Origin of the sequence: Rhodococcus sp. KBS0724 (assembly GCF_005938745.2) — a bacterium.
In the GTDB taxonomy this organism is placed as follows: Bacteria; Actinomycetota; Actinomycetes; order Mycobacteriales; family Mycobacteriaceae; genus Rhodococcus_F.
On record NZ_VCBX02000001.1, the window covers coordinates 1,013,921 to 1,031,846 of the forward strand.

Annotated in this window: 17 protein-coding genes; 13 read left to right on the forward strand and 4 right to left on the reverse strand. The window is 62.6% G+C overall.

Annotated elements, in window-relative coordinates; genetic code table 11:
• Positions 1 to 6: 6 nt before the first annotated feature.
• Positions 7 to 1,632 (reverse strand): ABC transporter substrate-binding protein, encoded by a 1,626-nt coding sequence (locus tag FFI94_RS04650; RefSeq protein ID WP_138871958.1) that lies wholly within the window; start codon positions 1,630 to 1,632, stop codon positions 7 to 9.
• A 273-nt stretch (positions 1,633 to 1,905) separates the two neighbouring features.
• Between FFI94_RS04650 and FFI94_RS04655 the strand changes: the two genes are divergently transcribed.
• The 9 genes from FFI94_RS04655 to nagB are packed head-to-tail and all read left to right on the forward strand — an operon-like array spanning position 1,906 to position 10,241.
• Entirely contained in the window at positions 1,906 to 2,955 is a 1,050-nt protein-coding gene (locus FFI94_RS04655; RefSeq protein ID WP_138871959.1) for a Gfo/Idh/MocA family protein, read from the forward strand.
• Positions 2,952 to 3,947 carry a Gfo/Idh/MocA family protein gene (locus tag FFI94_RS04660; RefSeq protein ID WP_138871960.1) on the forward strand — a complete coding sequence of 332 codons (996 nt, stop codon included), beginning with the start codon at positions 2,952 to 2,954 and terminating at the stop codon, positions 3,945 to 3,947. Before FFI94_RS04655 ends, FFI94_RS04660 begins: the two co-directional genes overlap by 4 nt.
• Positions 3,944 to 4,999 carry a Gfo/Idh/MocA family protein gene (locus FFI94_RS04665; RefSeq protein WP_138871961.1) on the forward strand — a complete coding sequence of 352 codons (1,056 nt, stop codon included), beginning with the start codon at positions 3,944 to 3,946 and terminating at the stop codon, positions 4,997 to 4,999. The genes FFI94_RS04660 and FFI94_RS04665 overlap by 4 nt, the downstream gene beginning before the upstream one ends.
• A 58-nt stretch (positions 5,000 to 5,057) precedes the next feature.
• Positions 5,058 to 5,987: a dihydrodipicolinate synthase family protein gene (locus FFI94_RS04670; protein WP_138871962.1), complete on the forward strand. Its 930-nt coding sequence runs from the start codon at positions 5,058 to 5,060 to the stop codon at positions 5,985 to 5,987.
• A 1-nt stretch (position 5,988) separates the two neighbouring features.
• Positions 5,989 to 6,918 (forward strand): ROK family protein, encoded by a 930-nt coding sequence (locus tag FFI94_RS04675; RefSeq protein ID WP_138871963.1) that lies wholly within the window; start codon positions 5,989 to 5,991, stop codon positions 6,916 to 6,918.
• Positions 6,915 to 7,622, forward strand: coding sequence for an N-acetylmannosamine-6-phosphate 2-epimerase (locus tag FFI94_RS04680; protein ID WP_138871964.1), 708 nt, complete (start codon positions 6,915 to 6,917; stop codon positions 7,620 to 7,622). Before FFI94_RS04675 ends, FFI94_RS04680 begins: the two co-directional genes overlap by 4 nt.
• Complete coding sequence (locus FFI94_RS04685; protein ID WP_138871965.1) at positions 7,619 to 8,281, forward strand: GDSL-type esterase/lipase family protein; 663 nt, start codon at positions 7,619 to 7,621, stop codon at positions 8,279 to 8,281. The genes FFI94_RS04680 and FFI94_RS04685 overlap by 4 nt, the downstream gene beginning before the upstream one ends.
• Entirely contained in the window at positions 8,278 to 9,447 is a 1,170-nt protein-coding gene (locus FFI94_RS04690) for an N-acetylglucosamine-6-phosphate deacetylase (RefSeq protein ID WP_138871966.1), read from the forward strand. The genes FFI94_RS04685 and FFI94_RS04690 overlap by 4 nt, the downstream gene beginning before the upstream one ends.
• Before the next feature lie 14 nt (positions 9,448 to 9,461).
• Positions 9,462 to 10,241: a glucosamine-6-phosphate deaminase gene (gene nagB, locus FFI94_RS04695; protein WP_138871967.1), complete on the forward strand. Its 780-nt coding sequence runs from the start codon at positions 9,462 to 9,464 to the stop codon at positions 10,239 to 10,241.
• Here the strand turns inward: nagB and FFI94_RS04700 are convergent.
• From FFI94_RS04700 to FFI94_RS04710, 3 genes are all read right to left on the reverse strand, one after another.
• Positions 10,235 to 11,884 carry a long-chain-fatty-acid--CoA ligase gene (locus FFI94_RS04700; RefSeq protein ID WP_138871968.1) on the reverse strand — a complete coding sequence of 550 codons (1,650 nt, stop codon included), beginning with the start codon at positions 11,882 to 11,884 and terminating at the stop codon, positions 10,235 to 10,237. The genes nagB and FFI94_RS04700 overlap by 7 nt on opposite strands.
• Positions 11,885 to 11,978: 94 nt before the next feature.
• The gene (locus FFI94_RS04705) at positions 11,979 to 13,100 is read right to left on the reverse strand and encodes an acyl-CoA dehydrogenase family protein (RefSeq protein ID WP_138871969.1); all 1,122 of its coding nucleotides are present in this window, start codon (positions 13,098 to 13,100) and stop codon (positions 11,979 to 11,981) included.
• Positions 13,101 to 13,114: 14 nt separating this feature from the next.
• Positions 13,115 to 14,296, reverse strand: a complete 1,182-nt coding sequence (locus FFI94_RS04710) for an acyl-CoA dehydrogenase family protein (protein WP_138871970.1) — start codon at positions 14,294 to 14,296, stop codon at positions 13,115 to 13,117.
• Between the two features lie 244 nt (positions 14,297 to 14,540).
• Here FFI94_RS04710 and FFI94_RS04715 point away from each other — a divergent pair, with 244 nt between their 5' ends.
• The 4 genes from FFI94_RS04715 to FFI94_RS04730 all read left to right on the forward strand — a co-directional run bounded on the left by FFI94_RS04715 (position 14,541) and on the right by FFI94_RS04730 (position 17,926).
• Positions 14,541 to 14,732 (forward strand): ferredoxin, encoded by a 192-nt coding sequence (locus FFI94_RS04715; protein WP_138871971.1) that lies wholly within the window; start codon positions 14,541 to 14,543, stop codon positions 14,730 to 14,732.
• 111 nt (positions 14,733 to 14,843) lie between these two features.
• The gene (locus FFI94_RS04720) at positions 14,844 to 15,761 is read left to right on the forward strand and encodes a 3-oxoacyl-ACP reductase (protein WP_138871972.1); all 918 of its coding nucleotides are present in this window, start codon (positions 14,844 to 14,846) and stop codon (positions 15,759 to 15,761) included.
• A gap of 478 nt (positions 15,762 to 16,239) precedes the next feature.
• Positions 16,240 to 17,004 carry an ABC transporter permease gene (locus FFI94_RS04725; RefSeq protein ID WP_138871973.1) on the forward strand — a complete coding sequence of 255 codons (765 nt, stop codon included), beginning with the start codon at positions 16,240 to 16,242 and terminating at the stop codon, positions 17,002 to 17,004.
• Between the two features lie 70 nt (positions 17,005 to 17,074).
• Positions 17,075 to 17,926: an ABC transporter permease gene (locus FFI94_RS04730; RefSeq protein ID WP_092806314.1), complete on the forward strand. Its 852-nt coding sequence runs from the start codon at positions 17,075 to 17,077 to the stop codon at positions 17,924 to 17,926.

The window sequence follows — 17,926 nt, forward strand, 5'->3', positions numbered from 1 at the left end:
GCAGCGTCAGGCGGGCTTTGTCTGAAGCAGGTTGACACCGGGGTACGGCAGGGGCGTGACGTCGGCGACCTTCTGCGGATCCCAGGCGGTCAGCAGTTCCTGATGCAGAACCGGGTAGTAGACAGCGTTTTCCGCGATCTGGTTCAGGTACGACTGCACGAGGGTGCTCCGCTTGGCGGGGTCCGTCTCACGGGTTGCCTCGTCCATCGTGGCGTAGATCTTCTGTGCTTCCGGGGTGTCGTCCCACTTGGCGTAGGTCTTGGTCCACAGGCCGCCCTTGCTGTACGTGTAGCGGACGAGCAGGTCGACGTCGGATCCGAAAGCCTGCGGGTTGGACGTGCCGGCCGCGATCTGGAACTTCTGGCCGCTGTTGAGCTTGCTGACCATTGCGCTGGTGTCCTGCGGTTCGAGCGTCGTCTTGAATCCGACTGCGTCCCATGACTCTTTGATGGTCGGCAAGCAGTCAGACAGCCAGCTGACGTTGGTGGAGAGCAGTGTCAGATCGAGACCACTGACGCCGGCAGCGGAGAGCAGCGAGCGGGCCTTGTCCGGATCGTAGGAGTACACGGTCGACGCCCGCACGTAGTCGGGGTTGCGCTCGTACAGGTAGCTCGTGGCCGGTGCGGCCTTGCCGCCGAGGGCGATCTCGATCATCTTCGGAGTGTTGATCGCGTAGAACATCGCCTGACGAACGCGAACATCGTCGAACGGTGCCTGCGTCGTGTCGAAGAGCAGGTACATCAGGTTCATGCCCGGATTACCCTCGACGGTACGTCCGCCGGACGTCAGCGTCGGGACGTTGGCGACGGGGATGTTGTCGGCGAGCTGAGCGCCGGCATTGTTGCCGGACACTCGCGCGATACGCGACGACGTGTCGACGATGGACAGCCAGTTCATGGTCGTGAAGTTGGCCGGACGCGGTCCGTTGTACGCGGGGAAAGCCTCGAATGCCGTGTTGCTCTTGGGGGTATGGCTGGTCACCTTGTACGGACCGGAACCCACCACGAGCGTGCCGGACTTGGCTTCGTCCCAGTGACCGTCGAAGACATGCTTTGGCATGATCTTGGCAATCGACAGGCGTTGAGCAGCAGCGCTGAACGGGTAGTTGAAGTTGAGCGTCACGGTCTGATCGTCGACCTTGGTGACGGACTGCAACCAGGAAGAGAAGAAGGAGCGGATCAGCACGTTCTGCTGGGGATCGAGAATGCGCTCGAAGCTGAAGACGACGTCGTCCGAGGTGACCGGAGTGCCGTCGTGCCAGGTGGCGCCGTCGCGGATCTGCATGGTCCAACTCGACGCGGTGGCGTCGGTGGGAACCGTCTTCGCCAGTGCGGCATACGTCTCGCCGGTGGCCGGATCGTTTTCGAGCAGACCTTCGTACACGTGGTTGACCGCAGCCATCAGGAAGCCCGACGCGGTCTGCATCGGATCGAAGCTCTGGTCGTTTCCGTATCCGATGGCGGTGGTGAGATCGCCCGTGGACGAGGAGCCGCCCACGACCGAGGTCGACGACGGGCCGCCGCCGCACGCTGCGAGGGTTGCGGTGATACCTGCAGCGGCTCCGATGAGGCCGGTGTACCGGAACAGGTCCCGGCGGCTAATGGCGGAGCTCAGCGGTCGTTGGTTCTTCAAGGCGGCCTCCAAGGCGGGGAGCGGGACATCTCGGGTGGGATAGGGGATGTCCTATGTTCGACGTCCGATGTTGCGTAACCTACATTGTGGATCAGAAAGCGTCTAGAGACTCTTTGGAACTTGTTGCCCGAAAATTCATCTTTCAGCGGGTTTCGCGAACCTTTTGATGCCTCTACCTGCATAGATGAAGACTGTGTTACCGACCTCGAATTGACGGTCGATCACACTGGCCGTATAACATAGGACATCCCTTATCCAATCTTTGGAGACTTCATGACCCGATACAAAGTCGGCGTGGTCGGTTGCGGATTCTTCGGTAGTTCACTCGCACGCGAGTTTGCTGCCCATCCACGTTTCGAACTCACGATGCTCTGCGACCGAGATCTAGAACGGGCAACGGAAGCCGCCGGAGAATTCGGCGCGACCCCCACCAACGATCACGATGATGTGGCGGCTGACGCGACGATCGACCTTGTTGTAGTCGCGACCCCCAATCACACGCATGCAGAACCGGCACTCGCCGCACTGACACACGGCAAGGCAGTGTTCGTCGAGAAGCCACTGGCAGTCGAGCTCTCCGACGCTCGCGGCATGATCGAGTGCGCCGAGACCAACGGTTCGACGCTCATGGTCGGACACATCATGCGGATGATGCCGGGTGTGCGACGTCTGGCCGCGTCGGTCCGGTCCGGAGAGATCGGTGACGTCAATGCCATCGAGACGTCGCGGTCGCGCTGGATCGACACCGCCGGAGCGGACCCGCAGTGGTGGAAGCTCGACAAGAGCCAGACCGGCGGCGAACTCACCCACGAAATCCATGAACTCGACCTACTGTGCTGGCTCGGTGGCGACGTCAGCGCCGTGTCGAGCATCGCGACGCCGGACGACGGATTCCGTACAACTGTTGTGAAGTTCTCGAACGGCGCGGTCGGCACGCACACCATCTCGACCCGCTCGCACACGTCGTCGTGGGATCTGACGGTCAATGGATCGAACGGCGCGCTGCGGGCAGATTTCCGTACCGGACTGGTGGAGAAGTCCACGGATGGTCAGGTTGTCGAATCCTGGCCCATCTTCGACGATGCGGACGAGAATCAGTCCTTGATCGACTCGGCGACCAAGACGCAGAAGTACAACTCCGGCGGCGGGGCGTCGTCGGTGTGGATGCAGGCCGCAATCCGTCACGAAATCGACGAGATCGCACGGGTTCTCGATTCCGGTGACGAATCGCCTCTCACGGCGGCTACCGATCGAGCTCTGCTCGTGGCGCAGCAGGTACGAGTTGGACAGGCGGAGCCCGCAGACCTTCGAGTTGCGCGATGACCGTCCGCGTTGCCGTGATCGGCAGCGGCGGAATCGCCCGGGACCACGTACGTTCGCTCGGCAGTCTGCCAACGGTGGAGGTCGCGTACGTCGTCGGTAGTGACTTGGGCCGGGCCGCCTCGGTTGCGGCTCTCGCACCGGGAGCGCAGGCGAGCACCGATCTGGACCGAGTTCTGGCGGATCCGTCGATCACGGCCGTCAACGTCGTCGGGGCAACTCCCGATCATGCGCCGGTGACGATTGCAGCCGGCCTGGCGGGAAAGCATGTTCATGTCGAGAAGCCGGCGGCACTGACCGTCGCAGACTTCGACGCCATGGTTGCCGCCACCGAAGGTAACGGCACGTCGTTGATGGTCGGCCAGACCGTACGGTTCCAGCCGTCGATCACCTCGATCGGCGCTTCCGTTGCGCAGGGCGCTATCGGTGATCCCCGCTTGATCCATCTGAGTTGGTACACCGGCCACGTCTGGCCCGGCGGCTGGCGCGGGTGGCAACACGACAAGGAACGATCCGGCGGCCACCCCGTTCACAATGGAACTCACGCACTCGATCTGGTGACCTGGCTGATCGACCGCAAGCCGATTCGGGTGTTTGCCCGCAGCTTCCCGACCTTTGCCGCCGGCATGCCCGTTCACGACAGTTTCCACCTGACCGTCCGATTCGAGGACGGTTCCCTGGCGTTGATCGAACTGGCGTACGCGTTGCCACAATCGGGAAAGATGGTGCGACGCATCGTAGTCTCCGGCACGCGAGGAACTCTCGCGCACGACACGGGTGACGATCCGGGACTCATGTCCGACACCACCAACGCTCCGCCGTCGTCGATCGAAGACGCCATGACACATCAGATGCGCCACTGGATCGGCACTCTCGACGGTTCCGTGACACCGCTGGTCCAGAACTGGCAGGTGCGCGCGGCGCTGGCGACCGCGGTGGCCGCCCAACAGTCCCTCGAAACCGGGCGCGCAGTTGCAATCGGAGGACAGCAATGACCGGCACCGGCTCGATCCGTATCGGATTCATCAGCGGCGTAAGGCATGCCGGTTCGTACGCGGACCTGTTGCGAGCCGACCCTCGCGTGCAGTTGGTCGGTGTCGCCGACGAAACATCGGTGCCGGACTGGATCCGCGACGACGGAATGAAGATGGCTGCTTCCGCTGACATCCCGTGGATCGACGATCTCGGCGAGCTTCTCGATCCCGACCGCATCGATCTGGCGGTCATCTGCAGCGAACCGACTCGGCACGCCCGGCTCGCCATCGCCGCCTTGAACGCGGGACTTGATGTGCTCGTGGACAAGCCGGTGGGAATCGACGAGGCAGAAGCCGCTGCCGTTCAGGAAGCAGCAGAGGCAAACGGACGCATCTGCACCGTCGTCAATCGCACGCATTCACCTGCACTGCGGAGATTGCGCCGCTGGATCGACGCGGGAAACCTCGGACTTCCACGCCACGTCGATATCGAGTTCCTGGCCAGCGGAACACATTTTGCGACGTCCGTGGAGCGGCCGGAGTTGGTTGTCGACCCAGCGCTGTCCGGTGGCGGAGAAGTTGTGAACTTCCTCGGATACGCCGCCGACTATCTCCGTTACCTCACCGGCCTCGACGTCACCGAGGTGTACGCGGAGACAAGCACGTTGTACGGCGGCGCACACGAGAAGTTCGGTGTGGAAGACACCGCCCTTGTTTCGCTGGCTCTTGCACACGGCGTGACCGCGACCGTCACAGTCGGAAGAATCCCGGCTGCACCGGGTTTCGGTGCAAACATCGCAACGGTTCGGGTCCTCGGATCGCACGGCTACGCCAGTTCGGACGACGACAAACCTGCTGTCATGCAGTTCGGTGGTTCCGGTGATGTCACCGCACTACCCATCGGGGGATTCGGATCCGACAACGCGGTTTCGAGCTTCCTCTCGCACCTCCTCGATCGTTTTCCGAAGCGCATCGAACCTGATTACTCCGTAGCCGACGCTCGTGCGTCGATGCGTGTGATCGACGCCGCGTACCGGTCCGCCGCGTGCGGGCAGCCGGTTTCCGTAGCTTGACCACCCTGTAAATGTTTTGCCCCGCAATTTAATCCGATAATCAAAGTACGGAGACCCCATGAGTACCGACACCACGACCTTCAGCGGAATTGTTCCCCCGATCGTCACACCCCTGACCATCGACGGTGACGTTGACACGAAGTCGCTCGAGCGCCTCCTGTCGATGCAGATCGAAGCCGGCGTCGACGGACTGTTCATCCTCGGTTCCTCGGGCGAGGTCGGTTACCTCACCGACGCTCAGCGCGCCCAGGTCGTGCAGACCGCCATCGGCCATGTCGGCGGCCAGTTGCCGGTGCTGGTCGGCGTCAACGACATGACCACGAACCGCGTCATCGCCGTTGCCGAGCAGGCACGCGACGCCGGTGCCGACGCCATCGTCGCGACAGCTCCGTTCTACGCGATCACCAACGCCGAAGAGACAGCCACGCACTTCCGCTCCATCCATGCCGCAGTGGATCTTCCGCTGTTCGCCTACGATGTTCCGGTTCGCGTGCACAGCAAGCTTCCCGTCGCAATGCTGGTCGAACTCGGCCGTGAAGGTGTCATCGCCGGTGTGAAGGACTCGAGCGGCGACGACGTCAGCTTCCGCATGCTGCTGCGTCAGTCTGTCGACCTCGAGAACTTCGCGGTCTTCACCGGCCACGAGGTTGTTGTCGACGGCTGCTTGCTCATGGGTGCATCGGGTGCAGTGCCCGGCCTGGCCAACGTCGATCCCCACGGCTACGTGCGCCTGTGGCGCGCCGCGCAGGCCGGCGACTGGGCCGCAGCCAAGACCGAGCAGGACCGTCTCACGGACCTCTTCTCCATCGTCGAGGCTCCGGCACCGGGTCGAGTCAGCGCCGGCGCCGCCGGTCTGGGCGCCTTCAAAACCGCCTTGGCTCTGCGAGGCGTCATTTCGAGCAACACGATGTGCGCACCGATGCTCTCGCTCGACGAGTCCGAGGCTGCAGCGATCAAGGTCATTCTCGAACGCGCCGGACTGCTCTGACATGACGCACGGGCAGGAGCGTTGGATCGGTGTCGACATCGGCGGCACCAAAGTGGCTGCAGCGGTGGTCACCTCCGCAGGTGAAGTGATCGAATCCGTCCGCGCGGCTACACCTGCGGCCGGCAAAGCCGCAGTGCTGGACACGACTGTCGCGCTGATCGACCAGTTGCGCGCCGAACACACCGTCGACGGAATTGGTGTGGGTGCACCGGGAATCATCGACCGGGCAGCTGGACGAGTGCTGTTCGCTTCCGACATCCTGCCCGGATGGATGGGCGCCGAGGTGCGCGGCGAACTCGAGGCTCGCACGTCACTGCCGGTGACCGTGGACAACGATGTACGTGCCATGGCACACGGCGAGAACATGATCGGTGTCGGCTACGGCCGCAGTTCGGTGCTGTTCGTCTCGATCGGCACCGGCATCGGTGGTGCACTGTCCGTCAACGGTGAACTGCGGCACGGCGCGCACGGAACCGCCGGCGAACTTGCGCATCTACTCGTTCCCGCCTCCGGTGCCATCGGTTGCGGCTGCGGTCGCACCGATCATCTCGAAGCTGTGGCGTCGGGCCCGGCGATGGCAGCCGAGTACGCCTCCCGCGCAGGCGTACCTGTGCAGCCGCTGCAGAAGGTGGTATCCCTGATGCACTCGGGCGACCCGATCGCCCGGGCCGTGATCACCGATGCCGGTGAACTGCTCGGGCGAGTTCTCTCCGGTGTCGCCACGGCCTTCGATCCCGAGGTGATCGTGATCGGGGGAGGCGCAGCCCAGATCGGACCCGATCTGCTTTCCCCGCTGGTGGCCGCGTTCCGCCTCGAAGCCATGCGCCCGATCGCTGACACCGCCATTCTCCCCGCACATCTGGGGACCGACGCGCCACTGGTGGGCGCCGCACTACTCGCCGCCGCAACACGAACAGAGGTATCACGATGACGCTCGACCAGTTACTGAAGATCATCAGCGGGAAGCTGGTCGTCTCGTGCCAGGCGGGACACGGACACGCGCTGCGCGACACGGCGACAATCGAGCGGATGGCCAGGGCAGCCGTCGACGGCGGTGCCGCCGCGATTCGTTGTGGTGGAGTGGGTGGAACACCCGACGTCGCGGCTGTTGCCGCTGCGGTGACGGTGCCGGTGATCGGCCTGACGAAGATCGGATCCTCCGGGGTGTTCATCACTCCGACACGAGAATCCGCGTTGGAGGTTGTCGATGCCGGCGCGCAGATCGTGGCAGCCGATGCGACGTTGCGGCCACGTCCGGACGGATTGTCGTTCGCGGATACCGTAACGGCAGTGCACGCGCGAGGCGCTCTCGTGATGGCTGACTGCGGAACTCTCGAAGATGGCATTGCCGCCGCAGAGGCGGGTGCCGACATCATCTCGAGTACTCTCGCGGGCTACACCGAGAACAGCCGACGCCTGAGCGGTCCCGATCTGGAGCTCATTTCGGAACTGCGGGCTGCGCTTCCCTCCGCCGTGATCATCGCCGAGGGCCGTTACCACAGCCCGGAAGCAGCCGCGCAAGCAATTTCGCTCGGCGCGGATTCGGTTGTGGTGGGTACCGCAATCACGGATCCGGCATTCATCACCTCGAAGTTCGCTGCCGCAGTATCAGACGCAGGGAGTGGTAGACGATGACTGCGGAACGCCGCAGAATCGAAGCGTTGCTGAAAGATTCGGCAACACCGATCCGGTGGGTGTTCACCGGAGACAGCATCACACAGGGCCTCGCACATACAAACGGATACCGCAGCTACGTCGAGCACTATGCAGAACGCATCCGCGGTGAGATGTCGTTGTTCAATCACATTGTGATCAACACCGGTGTGAGTGGTAACCGCTCAATCGATGTCCGTGACGGATTTGCGCACCGTATCGAGGTTTTCGAACCGTCGGTGGTCCTGATCATGCTCGGTACCAATGACGCTCTCGACGGTGCCGACGGCCTAGAACGCTTCCGGGCGGACCTGTCCGACATCATCTTCCGCTCTCGTGCTCTCGGTGCCGTACCGATCCTGCAGACACCGCCGCCCATCGACGTCCCGAACGCACCGACGCGAGCTGCTTTGATCGACTACGTCGAGGTGACGCGTCAGGTTGCCGCATCGACGCGCGCGATCCTCATCGATCACTACGAGCAGTGGTATGCGGATTCACCCGAAGGCCCGCCGGCGTCGCTCTTGGCTGATGCGTTCCATCCGAACGAGAACGGGCACTATGTGCTGGCGGACGCGATTCTGCGCGAATTGGGGATCGCTGACATGGACAGTTCTGTTGCAACACAGGTGATGTCGTGATCCTGCGTGGGAAGCTGATCACCGGAGGCCGACTGCTGGCCGACGGAGTTGTCGAAACGGCCGGTGATCGAGTGGTGTGGGCCGGCCCCGCATCGGAGCGAACGGATCCTGTCCCGGAACCCGCAGCTCCGGGCACTACGATCATTCCCGGTCTTGTGGACGTGCACTGCCACGGCGCCGGCGGATTCGGTTTCCCGGAAGCTGATCGGATAGGTTCCACCGCAGCGGCGGATCACCACCGGCACAACGGAACTACCTCGGTAATCGGGTCGCTGGTGTCGGCGCCGCCGCAGGTCCTGCATAGTCGCATCGACCTGCTGGCATCGCTGGTGGAGCGCGGCACACTTGCCGGAATTCACCTCGAGGGGCCATTCCTTTCGGTACTGCGTTGTGGTGCACAGGATCCTGCCAGCATTCTCGATGGCGACCCGGCTCTGCTCGAGTCGCTGCTGGCTACCGGACGGGGCCACATCCGCTCGATGACGATCGCGCCCGAGACTGCATATTTTACCGAACTGTCGACCATGCTGGCCGAGAACGGCGTAGTGGTCAGCGTCGGACATACCGACGCGTCGAATCCCATCGCGACTCGATCGATCGCACATTCCGCGCACGCACCGCTCAGTGCCACACACCTTTTCAACGGCATGGCGCCCATGCACCACCGCGCGCCGGGCACGGTGGCCGCATGCCTCGCTGCCGCAGCCCGTGGTCAGATGGTGGTCGAGTTGGTCGGTGACGGTGTTCATCTGGCCGACGAAACCGTCTCCACCGTATTCGATCTGGTCGGCCCGCATCAGATTGCTCTGGTCTCCGATGCCATGGCGGCAGCGGGTATGCCGGACGGACGATACCCGCTCGGTCCACTCGACGTGGATGTTGTCGACGGAGTGGCCCGATTGGCCGGACAGGGCGACACTGCAATTGCCGGCGGCACCAGCAGGCTGATGGACATCGTTCGGCGAACGGTGCTTGATGCCGGCGTTGACCTGCTGTCGGCAGTCACCGCCGCAACTGCAACTCCCGCTGCGTTGTTGGGATTGACCGGGATCGTCGGCGACCTCGTCCCAGGATGCCGCGCCGATCTTGTCGTGACCGATGAAAAACTTTTGCCCCGAGCAGTCATGGCTTCGGGAAACTGGCTTACGAACACCATGGAAAGCTGAGGGGAAGAACTCCGATGGAAATTGTCATCGTCAAGGACGCGGATACCGCCGGTACGGTTGTCGCCGACATCTTCGATCACGCAGTGCGCTCCGGCGCAAGAACGTTGGGCTTGGCTACCGGATCGTCACCGCTGTCCGTGTACCGCGAGCTTGCGCGGCGCCACCGCGAGGAAGATCTGAGTTTTGCCGGCCTGCAGGCGTTCCTGCTCGACGAGTACGTCGGCCTCCCGGATGGGCACCCCGAGTCCTATGCGCAGGTGATCCGGACCGAGTTGGTCAATCACCTCGACCTCGACAGTGCTCGCGTATTCAGCCCGAACGGCACTACGGGAGACCCGTTCGGCGCCGCCGCGGCCTACGATCGCGCGATCGCCGCCAACGGACCGGTGGATGTGCAACTCCTCGGCATCGGAGCCAACGGCCACATCGGATTCAACGAACCGACATCGTCGCTGACCTCACGCACACGGGTGAAGACGTTGACCGAACAGACCAGGATCGACAACGCACGCTTCTTCGAGAGCATCGACGACGTCCCGCGCCACGTCATCACCCAGGGCCTCGGAACGATCTGCGACGCACGGCATCTTGTGATGATCGCGACCGGAGAACACAAGGCCGACGCGATCGCCGCAGCAGTCGAAGGCCCCCTCGCGGCGGTCTGCCCCGCATCGGTTCTCCAACTGCACCCGCACGCAACAGTTGTCGTCGACGAAGCCGCAGCCTCCAAACTTCAACTCACCGAGTTCTACAAGACGGTGTCAGCGCACAAGCCGGTCGCGCAACACTACTGAGCTGCCGCACCCTCACGAACGACCGCAACCTTTTCGAGTGTGAGCGCCCGCTCCGGAGTGAGCAACTGGAAGTGGGCCTCGCCGCGTTGACGGATCCAGACCGGATCGCTGGTGTTCCAGCGTTCCGCGCTCTGGGTGCGGGTGACAACTTTGAAGGTTGCGGTCCGGGGGAATTCGCTACAGACCCGAATGAGGGTGGGCTTCTGCTTCGGGCCCAGTTCGGGACGTGAGTCTATGTAGGCGGCAACCGCTTCGGGATCGAAGTTGGTGACATCACCGACCGGGATGACCGACGCCATCACTCGATCGCCGACATCGCTGTCCGGGACGGCGTAGACGGATACCTGCGCAAAGCCGGGGTATGCAGTCAGCGCACGTTCGATGGGGGCAGCGCCGATGTTCTCGCCGTCGACGCGCAGCCACCCGGAACTGCGCCCCGCGAAGTAGACGTAACCGTCGGCGTCGGCGTACGCGAGGTCACCGGTCCAGTACTGCCCGTTCCGCATACGTTCGGCGTCGGCTTCGGGATTCTTGTAGTACCCGGCGAAGGCTCCCGGGCCGGTCACGTTGACCATTTCACCCGTTGCCTCGTCTGCGTTGGTGATCCGGCCGTCTGCGTCGAATTCTGCAGGTGGGCAGGGAACTCCGGTCTCGGGATGAAGAATCTTCACGCCGTCGGGAAGCAGTCCGAGAGTGCCGGCGCGGGGGACAGGAGCGGCGCCGATGGACACTCCGCCTTCGGTGGAACCGAATCCGTCGATGACGCGTGCGCCGAACCGACGGATGAAGGTGGCGACCGCCGGAGCGGCGCCCTCGTTGCCGTACATGATCTTCAGGGTGTTGTCATGATCGTCGGGTTGCTCGGGTGTCGCGGCGATGAAGGAGAGCGGTTTGCCGACGTAGTTGGAGTATGTAATGCCGAACTTGCGGACGTCGGGGAGGAATCCCGAGGCAGAGAACTTGCGACGCATGCCAATTGCGCACTTGCGATGCAGCGCGATCGCCCACGCTGCCATGATCGCGTTGGAATGGAACATCGGCATTGCCATGTAGATGACATCCTGCGGACCGAGTTCGAATCGATCACCGAGCATGATCGCGGGATCGGCGATCTTGAAGTGCGTGCAGCGAACCGCCTTGGGATCACCGCTGGTCCCTGAGGTGAAGATGAGCATCATCAGGTCGTCGGGAGACACCGCGTGCGGCTTGTGCGGGGAATTGGCGAAGGGCGCCAACAAGTCCGCCCACTCCGGCGAGTCGACGTTGATCACCCGAACGTCGCCGAGGTCGACTCCGTCGAGGAGATGCGCCTGACTGTTCTCGGTGAAGATGATCTGGCAGTCGGCGAGCGCGACATCGCGGGCCAGCGCCGGACCACGCCGGGTGGTGTTGAGGCCGGCCAGAACCGTGCCGGAGAATGCCGCGGCGCCCAGCAGCAGTGAGAACTCCGGAATGTTCTCCATCAGCAACCCGAAATGTCGTGGACGCTCGTTGTCGAGCAGCGCGTCGAGCAGCGCGGCCCGGTCGAACGACGCCTGGACATGCTCGCGCCAGGTGATGGCCTGGTCCTCGAATCGAATGCCGTACGAGTCGATCTCGCTGACTCCGAGGAGCAGATCTGAAACGGTGGGGCTCTCACTCATAGCTGCATCATTACCGATTCGTCGAGGACCAGGTTCGAACATTCCGCTTGGTGGGACCGTGGCAAATGTGGGACAGGGTCAATGTGGGACAGGATCAAGCAGGCACGTCAGCGAGCTCCTTACCCAAACTGCGCAGCAGATCGGTGGTGTTGCCGAGCAGGAATTCGTGCCGCTTGGCGGCGAGGAAATACCGGTGAATCGGGTGATCCTCGTCCAATCCGACGCCGCCGTGGACGTGGACAGCGGTGTGTGCGACGCGATGGCCGGCGTCGGCAGCCCAGAATTTTGCGGTCTTGACGGCCTCGGTGGCAGGGAGACCTTCGCTCAGTTTCCAGGCCGCTGCCCAGAGTGTCAGACGCACTCCCTTGACGTCGATGTATCCGTCGGCCAGTCGCTGAGCCACGGCCTGGAAACTGCCGATCGGGCGTCCGAATTGGACGCGCTCGCGCGCGTACTCCGCTGTCAGTTTCAGGGCCTGATCGAGTACGCCGTATTGGTATGCGCTGGAACCGAGTCTGGCGCGTTCGACGATCCATTCGCTGATCTCGGAGCCCCGAGCCACCGAGCCGAGCACCCGGTCAGCAGGCAGCTGGACCGCATCGAGATCGACCTGACCCGCGCTGCCGAAGTCGACTATCGACTGCCGTGCGACACTGACACCGACATCGCCTGGCTGCACCAGGAATACGACAACACCGTCGTCGGTGCTTGCGGGAACCAGGAAGAGATCGGCTATCGGTGCGCTGTCGACCACGATCTTCGTTCCGGTCAGCTCCCAACCGCTTTCCGTCCGGTGTGCATGCGTGAACGGGAGAGCCGGGTTGTCGCTCCATTCTTCGGACAGCGCTGCCGTCAGGATCTTTTCGCCGCGCGCTGCGGGCGCCGCCCAGTCGGCGCGCTGGGTGTCATTGCCGAATTCTGCGATCGCGGCAGCGGAAGACACGATGGACGTCAGATACGGTACCGGTGCGACAGCTCGACCCAATTCGACAAGAATGCTGCACTGCTCGAGCACACCAAATCCGTCGCCGCCCACCGATTCCGGCAAGGCTGCGCTGAGAACACCGGACGATGCGAGAGCCGCCCACAGCGTACGGTCGGTGCGGTCCTGCGCTGCGTCGAGTTCACGGAGACGGTCGTTGGTGACCAGTTCGGTGACAATTCCGCGGGTGAGGCCGGCCAGATCGTTCTGGGCCTCGGTGAAGGTGAAATCCATGTCGCGAGGTGTCCTTATCGCTTTGAGGGCGGCAAGCCCAGGGCCGTCATACCGATGATGTCGCGCTGCACTTCGTTGGTGCCGCCGCCGAACGTCAGGATCAACGAGGATCGGTGCATCCGTTCGATTCGTCCACGCAGAACCGCACCGGGGGAGTTCTGCCGGATTACCGCCGACGGGCCCAGGATTTCCATCAGCAACCGGTAAGCCTCGGTGGCGAATTCGGTGCCGAACACCTTATTGGCCGATGCCGCCTCCGGACCGGGAGAGTGGTCGGTGGTAGACGCGATTTCCCAGTTCATCAGCTTGAGGTACTCGGCCTTGGCGTGCACCCGAGCCAGGTTGATCTGCACCCACTCCTGATCGATCATGCGTCGGCCGTCGGGAAGTTTGGTGTTCTGGGCCCACTCGCGGACTTCGCGCTGCGCCGTCAGAATAGGGCCTGCCGAGGTGAGCGCTACCCGTTCGTGATTGAGCTGATTGGTGATCAGGCCCCAGCCGCCGTGTTCCTCGCCGACGATCGACGACGCCGGAACCCGCACATCCTGGTAGTAGGTAGCGCTCGTGTCGGGTCCGGCCATGGTGTGCACCGGTGTGTAGGAGAATCCTTCGGCGGTGGTGGGGACGATCAGCATGCTGATTCCCTTGTGCTTCTTGGCTTCCGGATCGGTACGGCAGGCGAGCCAGATGTAGTCCGCGTACTGGATGAGGCTTGTCCACATCTTCTGACCGTTGATGATGTAGTCGTCGCCGTCCTTGACGGCGGATGTGCGCAGCGACGCCAGGTCGGTTCCGGCTCCTGGTTCGGAGTATCCGATGGCAAAATGCAGTTCGCCGCGCGAGATCTTCGGCAGGAAGAACGCCTTCTGCTCGTCGGAGCCGAAATGCATGATTGTCGGGGCGACGGAGTTGATGGTCAGGAAGGGCACCGGTGCCCCGGCGATCGCGGCCTCGTCTGTGAAGATCAGCTGGTCCATCGCGGATCGTTCCTGCCCGCCGTACTCCTTGGGCCAGCCGAGCGTGAGCCAGCCGTCCTGGCCCATCTGTGCCACAACTTCGCGGTACACGTTTCCTTCGCCGTACTCACCGGTGGTGGCTGCGAGGGCTTCGCGGCGAGCCGGGGTCATCAGTTGAGCAAAGTATGCGCGCAACTCCTCCTGAAGCGCTTGTTGCTCAGGTGTGTAGGTGATGTGCATGGTTGCCTCTCGAAGTAGAGATACAAATCGACTAGCTGGCACAGGTTCTATAGGCAGATTTTCCGGGCGCGGCACGCAGGTGGGCGAATCCCGGCACTCGTTTCTGCTACTTTTCCGAATCATTGCACACGACTGGAACAGGTTCTAGTGTTATGGCAGGAACGGTGCCGCGCACAGCCCTGCGATGCCCGTTTCTCCACCTGTCTGTGACACCCGAATGCGTGAGTAGAGAAGAGGAATACCCATGGAGGTCAGGGTTGATTTGGACCGTTGCGAGGCCAATGGAGTCTGCGTCGGTATCGCCCCCGATATTTTCGACCTCGACGACAACGAGGAGTTGGTGATCAGTTCGGCGCGTCCGCCCGCGGATCGGTGGGACGATGTTCGCTCCGCGATCGCCCAGTGCCCGCGCGCCGCGTTGACGGAACATCCGTAAGGACTATTGCTCAAAACAGGAACACGTTCTAAAGTTGCGAAGTCGTGAGGCTCGACAGGCTCTGCCGAGACGGTCGGGTTCACGATCGCACAGAACTGGGAGAACGCGTCGATGAATGCTGTGAAGAGCGGGAACACCAGTCTCGAAGGCAAAGTTGCCATCGTGACCGGTGCCGGATCGGGACTCGGAAAGTTCGAGGCCATCGCCCTGGCACAATCCGGAGCGTCGGTGGTTGTCAACGATCTGGCGCCGAACGAGGCCGTCGAATCAACTCTCGAAGAGATTCGTGGACTAGGCGCCAAGGTTGAGTTCGTTGCCGGCAATGTCGGCGAACGGTCCACCGCGGACGCGCTCATGGAGAAGGCTCAGGGCCAGTTCGGCAGCGTCGACATCGTGGTCAACAACGCCGGCGTCGTCCGCGATCGGATGCTGTTCAACATGTCGGACGAGGACTGGGATCTGGTACTCGAAGTCCATTTGCGTGGCCATTTTCTGTTGTGCCGCAACGCTGCTGCGTATTGGCGCGCAAAGTCGAAGGAAGCCGGCGCGCCGGTGTACGGGCGCATCGTCAATACGTCGTCGGAAGCGGGATTGCTTGGGCCGGAAGGCCAGCCGAATTACGGCGCCGCCAAAGCCGGCATCACTGCGCTGACACTCTCCGCCGCTCGCGGGTTGTCTCGCTACGGAGTGCGCGCCAACGCCATCTGCCCACGGGCGCGCACGTCGATGACCGAGGGCGTTTTCGGTGACGCACCGGAAGAGGGTATCGACCCGCTCTCGCCCGAGCATGTGGCGTCGCTGGTGTCCTATCTGGCTTCGCCGGCGGCGGACGCAATCAACGGTCAGGTTTTTGTCGTCTACGGTCCGATGGTTGCGCTGATGGCGGCGCCCGTGGTGGAGCGGCGGTTCGATGCCGACGGGACGGCCTGGTCACCTGAGTCGTTGTCCGTTGCGATCGGTGATTACTTTGCCGACCGGGATCCCGCCGCGATGTTCTCGGCCTCCGCTGCGCTTCGGGAGCTGGGCTGACGCACGTTGCTGCCGGCTTGCTCACGACACGAAACCCAAATTCACAGATATCGCAGTAGTTGTCGTCATTTTTGGTAGAAAGAGCATGGTCGCACGTCCGAATGACTGATTTGTCCCGTTATGAGACTGTTGGTCTTCAAAAAACTGGACTGTGTTCCAATTTCGCACGTCGTTGGCAGGGTGGTAGAACCGTCAACCAGGGCGCATCTTCCGGTTGTCCGCGACTTCCTGAAAACATCCAGCATCCGCCAAAAGTATTAATTTGCACGATAATTCGATCATTTTTCCACAAATGGCGGACAATGTAGGACGTGTTCGATTGACGGTTTCCCAGCCGCCATATTGGGATATCCACGGTGATATGTACCCGTTTTTGACAGGTGAACACGTTCTAGTTAATATGACCTGAGTCACAAGCTGCCGGGGGCTGGACCATGCAAACAGACAGTGCTGCGGCAACAACAGACGAGGAGGACGGATGGTAGACCTCGTCGAGGTGCCATTACGGGCGGTCGGTGGCTTCTTTCAGATGTCAGCGGAAACCTTGCGGGCAGTCTTTTCTCGTCCCTTCCAGCGTCAGGAATTCATCGATCAGGCCTGGTTCGTAGCCAGGGTCTCGATGGTCCCCACCGTGCTGGTCGCCATCCCGTTCACCGTGCTCGTCAGCTTCACCATCAACATCCTGCTTCGGGAAATCGGCGCCGCCGATCTCAGCGGCGCGGGAGCCGCGCTCGGTACCGTCACGCAGGTCGGACCCATCGTTACCGTCCTGATCGTGGCCGGTGCCGGCGCCACCGCAATCTGTGCAGACCTCTCCGCCCGCACCATTCGCGAAGAAATCGACGCCATGCGAGTGCTCGGCATCAACCCGATCCAGCGGCTGGTTGTTCCCCGAGTACTCGCGTCCACCGGAGTGGCTCTGCTGCTCAACGGCTTGGTTGTCACCATCGGCATCCTCGGCGGGTTTGTGTTCTCGGTCTTCATCCAGGACGTCAACCCCGGCGCATTTGTCAACGGCATCACCCTGCTGACCGGATTCGGCGAGCTGATGATCTCGATGGTCAAAGCCGGACTCTTCGGCATGATCGCGGGACTTGTCGCCTCGTATCTCGGGCTCAACGTCAAGGGCGGGGCGAAGAGCGTCGGCGACGCCGTCAACCAGACCGTTGTTTTCTCGTTCATGGCGTTGTTTGTCGTCAACGTCCTCATCACCACCATCGGCATCAAGTTGACGGCCGGATGAGGCACACGGCAAGCACGGGCACTGTGACACACCACGACGGGACACACCACGACGGACGGGAGGCGTACTGATGGCACTGGCAGCAGCAGGCCGTTTCCCGCGAACTCGTCGGCGCATCCGATCGGTCTCTCGCGGCGTAGACAGCATCGGCGACCAGGCACTGTTCTTCGCGAAAGCGATCGGACATGCGCCAAAAGCCTTGATGCGCTATCCGCGTGAGACGCTTCGGCTGATCGCCGAGATCAGCATGGGAACGGGCGCGCTCGCCGTTATCGGCGGCACCGTCGTGATCGTCGGCTTTCTGACCCTCTTCACCGGCGGCACCATCGCAGTGCAGGGCTACAGCTCACTCGGCAACATCGGCGTCGAAGCACTGACGGGATTCTTCGCGGCCTTCATCAACGTTCGTATCGCAGCGCCTGTCATTGCGGGAATCGGGTTGGCCGCCACCATCGGTGCCGGCTCCACCGCCCAACTGGGAGCAATGCGCGTCTCGGAGGAGATCGACGCCCTCGAGACCATGGCCATCCCATCCATCCCGTATCTGGTCAGTACCCGTGTCATGGCGGGCATGATCGCCATCATCCCGCTGTACTCACTGGCGGTGATTGCGTCGTTCATTGCCAGCCGGTTCGCCACGGTGTTCCTCTACGACCAGTCCGGTGGTGTGTACGACCACTACTTCACAACCTTCCTGATACCCACGGACATACTGTGGTCGTTTGCCCAAGCAATAGTCATGGCCCTGGCCGTCATGTTGATCCACACCTACTACGGCTTCAATGCAACTGGCGGCCCGGTCGGCGTCGGCGTAGCTGTCGGTAATGCCGTGCGCGCCTCGCTGATTGCGGTAGTCACCGTCACGCTGCTCATCTCACTCGCCATTTACGGTGGGTCCGGCAACTTCAACCTGTCGGGATAA